We start from the raw sequence: 7,488 nt of genomic DNA, 5'->3' as shown, positions 1-7,488 counted from the left end.
AGTACCTCCCAAGGCGGAGTCAAACCAAGTGCTTTCTGGAAGAGATCTAAGTCTTTCATAGCTGCTTTTCCTACTCGGTGGCCCCCCAGATCTCAACCCCCTACCCACACGAAACAGCGAGGAGCCATGATTTTCTTCCCGGCCTTGAGGAATTTGCGCAGGTCGCCGGAATGTTCGGCATGCCCGACAGTGGCGGAGACCTGGGCGAACTGCTTGATGGTGTCGCGGATCTGCTTGTCGAGCACGCGCCGGTCGGTGACCACGATGACCGAATCGAACAACGCCTTGCTCTCGTGTTCCAGACCCACGAGCTGGTGCGCCAGCCAGGCGATGGAGTTGCTCTTACCGCTGCCCGCCGAGTGCTGGATCAGGTAGCACCTGCCGATGCCGCTCTCAGCGGCATCGGCCAGCAGCATGCGCACCACCTTCAACTGGTGGTAGCGAGGGAAGATCTGCTTGTACCGCTTTTTGCCGGTCTTCTCGTCCTTTTCCTCCACCACCTGGGCGTAGTTTTCCAGGATATCGGTCAACCCCTCTTTGGAGAGGGTCTCCTTCCACAGGTAGTCGGTGGCGAGCCCGGCCGGGTTGGGTGGATTGCCGGCCCCGTCGTTGTAGCCTTTGTCGAAGGGCAGAAACCACGAACCCTTGCCCTTGAGGTGGGTGCAGAAACGCATCTCGTGATCGTCCACGGCAAAATGAACGACGCAACGGCCGAACTGGAACAGCAGCTCCTTTGGGTCGCGGTCGCGCTGGTACTGCTGCACGGCATCAAGCACCGTCTGCTTGGTGAGCTTATTTTTGAGTTCGAAGGTGGCGATGGGCAGGCCATTGATGAACACGGCCATGTCGAGGGAGAGCGCGGTTTCGTTGCGGCTGTAGCGGAGCTGGCGGGTGACGCTGAAGATGTTGGCTTCGAATCGTTCGGCTGCCTTCACATTGCCCGGCGTCGGCGTGCCATAGAAAAGGTCTACATGGGCCGGGCCGTGCTTGATGCCGCCGCGCAGCACGTCCACCACGCCGCGCTTGGCAATCTCGCCCTGCAGGCGATGCAGGAACTGGGTGCGCTTAGGGCTTTCCTCGTCGATGCCGAGAACCTCACAGGTCTCGGGCTGGGTGGCGGAAAGGAATTGCAACAGCTTGGCAAGGTCGACAGCGTGTTCCCGGTCATAGTCCTGCGGGTCGCCTTGTACGTATCCGGCCTCGTTGACCAATGACTGGACAATAAGGCTTTCCAGCCCTTTTTCCGTGGTATCCGTTTTCATCCCGCCGTCCCAATACTTAAGTTTTGCCCCAATCGCTTTGTGAAATTGGTGGTTGTACTATTCGATTTCTCCAGCCGGCTCGCTGCCGGAATTTGTGTTTCCATCAATTACCGATCAATTAACCGTAAATCAATAAAGCGTTTACATTTCAGAAAGTTAAAAACTCACTCTGGTCTTTCCCCGACGATCCATCAATTACCCATCAATTAAACTTTTGCCCAGAACGGGACATACTTCATGAGTTTTCTAGACGCTCCTTCGTCAAACGGCTTAATCGCCCCATCCTCGACCGCCTCGCGGATATATCGGGAAACAGCCGCTTTGTTTTTCTCTTCCACTCCAAACCGCTCCCTCAGCGAGGCATTCGTCAGGTAATCGCGCATTACCCACTTCAGACAGCCATGGAGGTAACAGGCCCGAACACGGTCCGCTTTATCCATCTCATTGAGTGGGCGATGGGCAAAGAGTACGGCCCTGGTAAACCCCTCCGGTACTTCGAAAAGCGGGGCGGGCAACTGGTAATATTCCACTTCGGAAACCACCTTGTCGATGCCGCTGCCTCGTTCCTCGCAAATACGGAAGCGACGCATCAGGGAGGCAAGTGCCTCATTGCGGGACTTCGGGGGAGTATCGACAAAACGCTGAGTGCTGACCAGCGGTTCGCCGGGGCTGGTGATCTCCATTCGATCATCGAATATTTCCACCATGGGTCCTGCGCCGGTCACGAATAGATCCTGATGGATCAGTGCATTGGCTACCAGCTCACGAACCGCGAGCTCCGGGAACATGGGTACGGAGCGCCGCAAAGCCTGCTCGATCACCTCGTTGGTAGGCACAAGCGCCATGATGAAACTGATCAAAGCCTCGAAGCCGCTGGCGTATCCCTTCCCACCGGTCTGCTCGCGCAAGGTCTCAACCCGGCCTCGCCCTTTGTAATGGACGACCCGCATGGCCTTGCGCCGGAACGAGGAGAAATCATCCAGCTTTTTCGCAAAGAGGATCCCCCCGAGGTTTGTGATATTCCAATTACCCGCATCACAGGCATGGATCAACTCATCCTTGGCCAGCGCATCAAGGATCGCAGCTCGGCCATCGGGTAATGGGAGCTCCAGCAGGTCAAAATAGGCGGGGTAGTCGAGGAGCTTCAACACATTCTCGCTGGAGACGTGTTCAGCGGCAATACCGCGCTCGAAGGGAACCTGATCGAACACCCTCCAGAGCGCTCGTTCTTTCTCCGGATAGTCCTTCAGTTTCTTCTTGTATGAGCCGACACGAATGAATTCCTGGTGCTTAAATCGCACGGGATGACGGAAGGCCGCTCCGATCTCCAGCAGAACCAAAGGATTGGCGTCGATTTCCAGCATATGAAAACGAAAATCGATCTTGGGGTCCAGCAGCCTCAGCAACCAGCTCTCCAGCTCCTCGTTACCAATCATCGTGGCCGCAGGGTTGAAAATGGTGCCAATGATGTCATGGGTCTCGTTGTCTACTCCCCAAACCATATAGGCATTGACCTTGCCCAGGAGGGCCGCCGAGTTGGCCAGGGCCGAGAGGTATTCGCCGATCTCCTCCGCCTCGGCCCGATTATGTTTGAACTCAACCCATTCCGTTTCGACGGGCAGTTTGCGCAGCTCATGTACAAGCCCGATCAGGTCGCTGACTCCGAATCCATGGGCGATCTCCACCGCGCCCCAGACCAGTACACGGGAGCTGACAATTAAAAGCGCCAGCCCCACCACCAACCAGAAGACCGCACGGCGGATGGGCATGGCGCGAACGTCCAGTTCCTGCTCCATCTCGTTTCCCAGCGCATCCTCTTTCTTCCGCAGCCCCTGCCAGATGGAGATGGCTACGATCTGTTGTGCAAGGTCATTTCGCCTACTTTGGTGTGCCCGTCAGTCGGGCTTCAAAAAGACCAGGCAGGATAGCGAAGTAACCAACTGATCCATTACTCGTAACGCGCACTATCAAAGTTGTAGTGAAAGGCTGAGCGCCCCGAAATCATCGCGGCGGTCGCCCTGGCCTTTGAACTCCCGTGTCCTGAGCACATGGGTATAACCCAAACGCAGGTTCCGCCAGGTAATAGCGATACCGAACTGGAGGTCTCCCACCAGCGGTTCTTTGTCTACGTTGCGGCTGTCGCGAAAGGTGTTGCCGTCAAGAAAGATGTTGCGGGCGACGGCCCGGCCCTCAATGCCTGCAAACAGATACCAGCCGAAACCGTGCCGAGGAATAAAAAAGCCTGAGCCCGGCACGCTGGGCTGGATTCGGGGAGGGCCATAGTCGAGCGGCAGGTTTTTGCCGTAGCGCAGCATTAAGCCGGCATTGGCGTAGGTGAATATGTTGCCCAGGGCGCCACCCGCATGCGGAGTCAGGTCGAAGGGAATGCCCAGCAGTGATTCCGCAACCAAACTACGCCAACTGCGGCTATAGGCCAGGATGAACCCTGGCTCGTTCTTGAGTTGGGTGTCCCAGCCTCGCGGTTCATCCGCGTTCACGAATGAATGAACGCGCTTCTGGGTCTGTTCAGCAAGCGAGGCAGGGCCTACCATGCCCACGGTCAATTCGAGTTGATCAAGACGTTGCCCGGTTTCGGCGATTAAGCCAACGGAACCATAGAGCCAGCCGCCATAAGGGCGGTCATCGAGCGGGGGGTCCCGCAAAGTGATGTCCTCCGGAGTATACATGTTCTGGCCGACCGCGTAGCTCGCCCGCACGGCTTTGCCGACAGGGAACAAAGGGAACTTGTCGGCCAGGCGCAACACCCACTCCGGAGTTTTGTCTTCGGCAGACAACCAGGATACACGCACCCCGTTGGTGTAATTCCGGTCGGTATTGTAGAACAGGTCGTTTTCCAGGACCAGGCTGAGGATGCCCTTCTCCGCCTTCTCGGCGGCGAAGGCCGCCGTGGGCGCGAGCAAAAGCATGCCGATCAGGATGGCGGCGATTCTCCTTCCCGGGTGGATCACTCCGGGATTTATGGTGAGCATCGGGGCTGCCGTCATTCTGCTCATCCCATGGTCTCGATGGTTTTCCGAAATCGCGCAAGCGCGAAACCAAACAATGCCGTTCCGATCAGGGCCAGGCTGACGAACTGCGGCCAGACCGCCGTGAGGCCAGCGCCCCGGTACAGGATCGACTGAGCCAACATCACAAAATGCGTGTTGGGCGCGGCGAGCATGATGTACTGGACGGCCTCCGGCATGCTCTCGCGCGGCGTCGAAGCGCCGGAGAGCATTTGTAGCGGAAGCAGCACCAGCAACAGCAACAAGGCGAACTGCGGCATGGAGCGGGCGACGGTGCCGAGGAAAATGCCCATCGAGGTGGTCGCGAACAGATGCAGCGCCGTGCCGGCCAGGAACAGCGCGAGCGAGCCCTGGATCGGTACGGAAAGCCAGCCCTGCACGACGACGGTGAGTGCCGTGGCAGTGGCGGCAAGGACGATCAGCCCCATCGCCCACACCTTGCTCGTCATGATCTCGAATGGCGTGACCGGCATGACCAGCAAATGCTCGACCGTGCCGTGCTCGCGCTCGCGGATCAGCGCCGCGCCGGTTAGCACGATGGAGAGCATGGTCACGTTGTTGATGACCTGCATGACGGCGCCAAACCATGACTTGTTGAGCTGGGGATTGAAGCGCGCGCGCAGCACCAAATCGACCGGCAGAGCTGGCACCTCGCGATAACGCTGCACGAAAGCGCGCACCTCGTCGCTCACGATGGTCTGGATATATCCACTGCCGGTGAACGCCTGGCTCATCCGTGTGGCGTCCACATTGAGCTGAATCGTGGGTTGGCGCCCGGCGAGCAGATCGCGCTGGAAGTTCAGCGGAATATCCAGGGCGAAGGTGGCCAGGCCGGCATCCATGCGGGCATCCATCTCCGCGTGGTCGATGATTTCGGGGGTCACGAAATAAGGCGGGTAAAAGGCGCTGACGATGCGCCACGACAGCGGTGAGCGATCCTCGTTGACGACCGCGATCGGCGCCTTGTTGAGGGTCTCCGGCATGGCCGTTGCCGCCGTGTAGACCGAAATGGTGAAGGCATAGACGATCAGCACCAGCATGATCGGGTCGCGCATCAGGCTGCGCAACTCCTTGATTCCGAGATGAAGGATGTTGGCCGGGCGCATGGACTATCGCTCCTGCTTCTTGAGCAGCGCGGCGGCGAGCGCGATCAGGATCGGCACGGCCAGCGCCAGCGGGACGAAGGCCGCCTGCAGATCGGAGAAGTCGAGCGCCTTCGAGAAGGTGCCGCGTGCAATGGTAAGGAAATGGGCGGTCGGGTAGATCTGGCCGATCAGCCGGCCCGCTCCTTCCAGCGATGAGACTGGATCGATCATGCCGGAGAAGTTGACCGCCGGCAGGATGGTGAGTACCGCCGTGCCGAAGATCGCCGCGATCTGGCTGCGCATGAAGGTGGAAATCAGCAGCCCCACGGCCGTGGCGGCGCCGACATAGAGCAACGCACCCGCCGCCAGGGTCAGGAAGCTGCCCTTCAGCGGCACGCCGAAGACGGTCACAGCGAGCAGGGTGAGCAACAGAAAGCTCAGGAAGGACAGCACTATATAGGGTAACTGCTTGCCGAGCAGGAACTCGAGCCGCGTGGTGGGCGTGACGTAGAAGTTGGTGATCGAGCCGAGCTCCTTCTCGCGCACCACGCTGAGCGCCGCGAGCATGGAGGGGATCAGCATGAGCAGCAGCGGGATCACCGCCGGCACCATCGCCACCAGGCTCTTGACATTCGGGTTGTAGCGGAACCGGGTCTCGATATTCACGAGCCCCGCCAAAGCCTCGCCGTGCCCAGCCTCGCGCGCCTTGGTCGCCAGCCAATGGGCATGAATCCCCTGCACATAGCCGCGGATGGTCTCTCCCCGTGTCGGCATGGCGCCGTCGATCCAGGCGCCGATCTCGACCCGCCGGCCCCGTGCGATGTCGCGCGCGAAGCCCGGCGGGATCTCGATCGCCAGACTGATGTCGCCTTCGCGCATTCGCCGGTCGAGATCAGCATAACCGGTAATCGGAGCCCGCTCGATGAAGTACCGGGAGCCGGCGAGGTTGAGCGTATAATCGCGGCTGACGGTGGTCTGGTCGCGATCCAGCACCGCGAAGGTGAGATTCTCCACATCGAGGCTGATCCCATAGCCCATCACGAACATCAGGATGACGCTGCCGAGCAGGGCCAACGTCAACCGGATGGGATCACGGCGCAGCTCCAGCCCTTCGCGCCGGGCATAGCTGATCATGCGCCGGGGGTCGAATCGGCGCCGCCAGCCCTGTGGTTCGACATGACTTGGCGAGGCCTCGACTGAATCGAGCGAAGTGCTTGCGTCCGGTTGGCGTGCCTCGCCAGCGCTCTGCGCTTCGGCATCCTTCAGATAGGTGATAAAAGCCTCTTCCAGGCTGTTCTCGCCATGTTTGCTTGCCAGGGTGGCAGGCGCGTCAGTCACCAGTACCCGACCTGCATGCATCAGCGAGATGCGGTCGCAGCGTTCGGCCTCGTTCATGAAGTGGGTGGAGATAAAGATGGTCACCCCGTCGCGGCGCGAGAGCTCGACCAGCATGCGCCAGAAGGTGTCGCGCGCCACCGGGTCGACACCTGAGGTGGGCTCGTCGAGAATCAGCATTTCGGGCTTATGGATCATGGCGACTGCCAGCGACAGGCGCTGGCGGTGGCCGAGGGGCAGCCGGCCCGGCAAGCTGTCAATCACTGTGGTCAGATCGAAGCGTTCAACCATTTCGTCCACGCGCCCTGAAATCTCGGCAGCGGGCACGTGGAACAGCCGGGCATGCAGCGTCAGGTTCTGTCGCACCGTCAGTTCGGTATAGAGTGAGAAGAACTGCGACATGTAGCCGACGCGGCGGCGGGTCGCGAGGTCGTGCGGGTCCACCTCGTGTCCGAACAGCCAGGCCCGGCCTTCGCTCGGCGGCAGGAGACCGGTCAGCATCTTCATCGTCGTGGTCTTGCCGCAGCCGTTGGAGCCGAGAAAACCGAAGATCTCACCCCGTGGGACACGCAGGTTCACATGATCGACCGCGGTGAACTCGCCGAAGCGCATGGTCAGATCCCGGGCCTCGATCGCGGTATCGCCATCGTCTTCCGGCCGCGGCGGAATCTCGACCGCCCGATAATCCCGGCGCTTGTCTTCCGGCAGCAGCCGGATGAAGGCCGCCTCCAGCGAAGCCGCCCCCGTGCTTTGCAGCAGGCCTTCGGGCGTGTCGCTGGA

The 7,488-nt window shown here is 60.1% G+C and carries 5 protein-coding genes; all 5 read right to left on the bottom strand.

What is annotated here, in order from left to right:
- Positions 1-92 precede the first annotated feature (92 nt).
- On the bottom strand, positions 93-1,262 hold the full coding sequence (locus ACTVJH_RS15510; protein ID WP_455992715.1) for a type I restriction endonuclease: 1,170 nt from the start codon (positions 1,260-1,262) through the stop codon (positions 93-95).
- Positions 1,263-1,468: 206 nt separating this feature from the next.
- A complete protein-coding gene (locus ACTVJH_RS15505; RefSeq protein ID WP_455992713.1) occupies positions 1,469-3,058 on the bottom strand; it encodes an ATP-binding protein in 1,590 nt (529 codons plus the stop codon).
- A 171-nt stretch (positions 3,059-3,229) separates the two neighbouring features.
- The gene (locus tag ACTVJH_RS15500) at positions 3,230-4,276 is read right to left on the bottom strand and encodes a lipid A deacylase LpxR family protein (protein ID WP_455992710.1); all 1,047 of its coding nucleotides are present in this window, start codon (positions 4,274-4,276) and stop codon (positions 3,230-3,232) included.
- On the bottom strand, positions 4,273-5,394 hold the full coding sequence (locus tag ACTVJH_RS15495) for an ABC transporter permease (RefSeq protein WP_028577480.1): 1,122 nt from the start codon (positions 5,392-5,394) through the stop codon (positions 4,273-4,275). Before ACTVJH_RS15495 ends, ACTVJH_RS15500 begins: the two co-directional genes overlap by 4 nt.
- A 3-nt stretch (positions 5,395-5,397) precedes the next feature.
- On the bottom strand, positions 5,398-7,488 hold a 2,091-nt coding region (gene rbbA, locus ACTVJH_RS15490; RefSeq protein WP_455992708.1), incomplete at its 5' end, for a ribosome-associated ATPase/putative transporter RbbA.

The sequence above is a fragment of the Desulfoplanes sp. PS50 genome (assembly GCF_053851535.1).
This window is presented reverse-complemented; position numbering and strand designations above follow the sequence as displayed.

Bases quoted from the DNA above. Each gene is read 5' to 3' on its own strand.
- ACTVJH_RS15510 (WP_455992715.1), bottom strand. From the start codon at position 1,262: ATGAAAACGGATACCACGGAAAAAGGGCTGGAAAGCCTTATTGTCCAG.
- ACTVJH_RS15505 (WP_455992713.1), bottom strand. From the start codon at position 3,058: ATGGAGCAGGAACTGGACGTTCGCGCCATGCCCATCCGCCGTGCGGTC.
- ACTVJH_RS15500 (WP_455992710.1), bottom strand. From the start codon at position 4,276: ATGAGCAGAATGACGGCAGCCCCGATGCTCACCATAAATCCCGGAGTG.
- ACTVJH_RS15495 (WP_028577480.1), bottom strand. From the start codon at position 5,394: ATGCGCCCGGCCAACATCCTTCATCTCGGAATCAAGGAGTTGCGCAGC.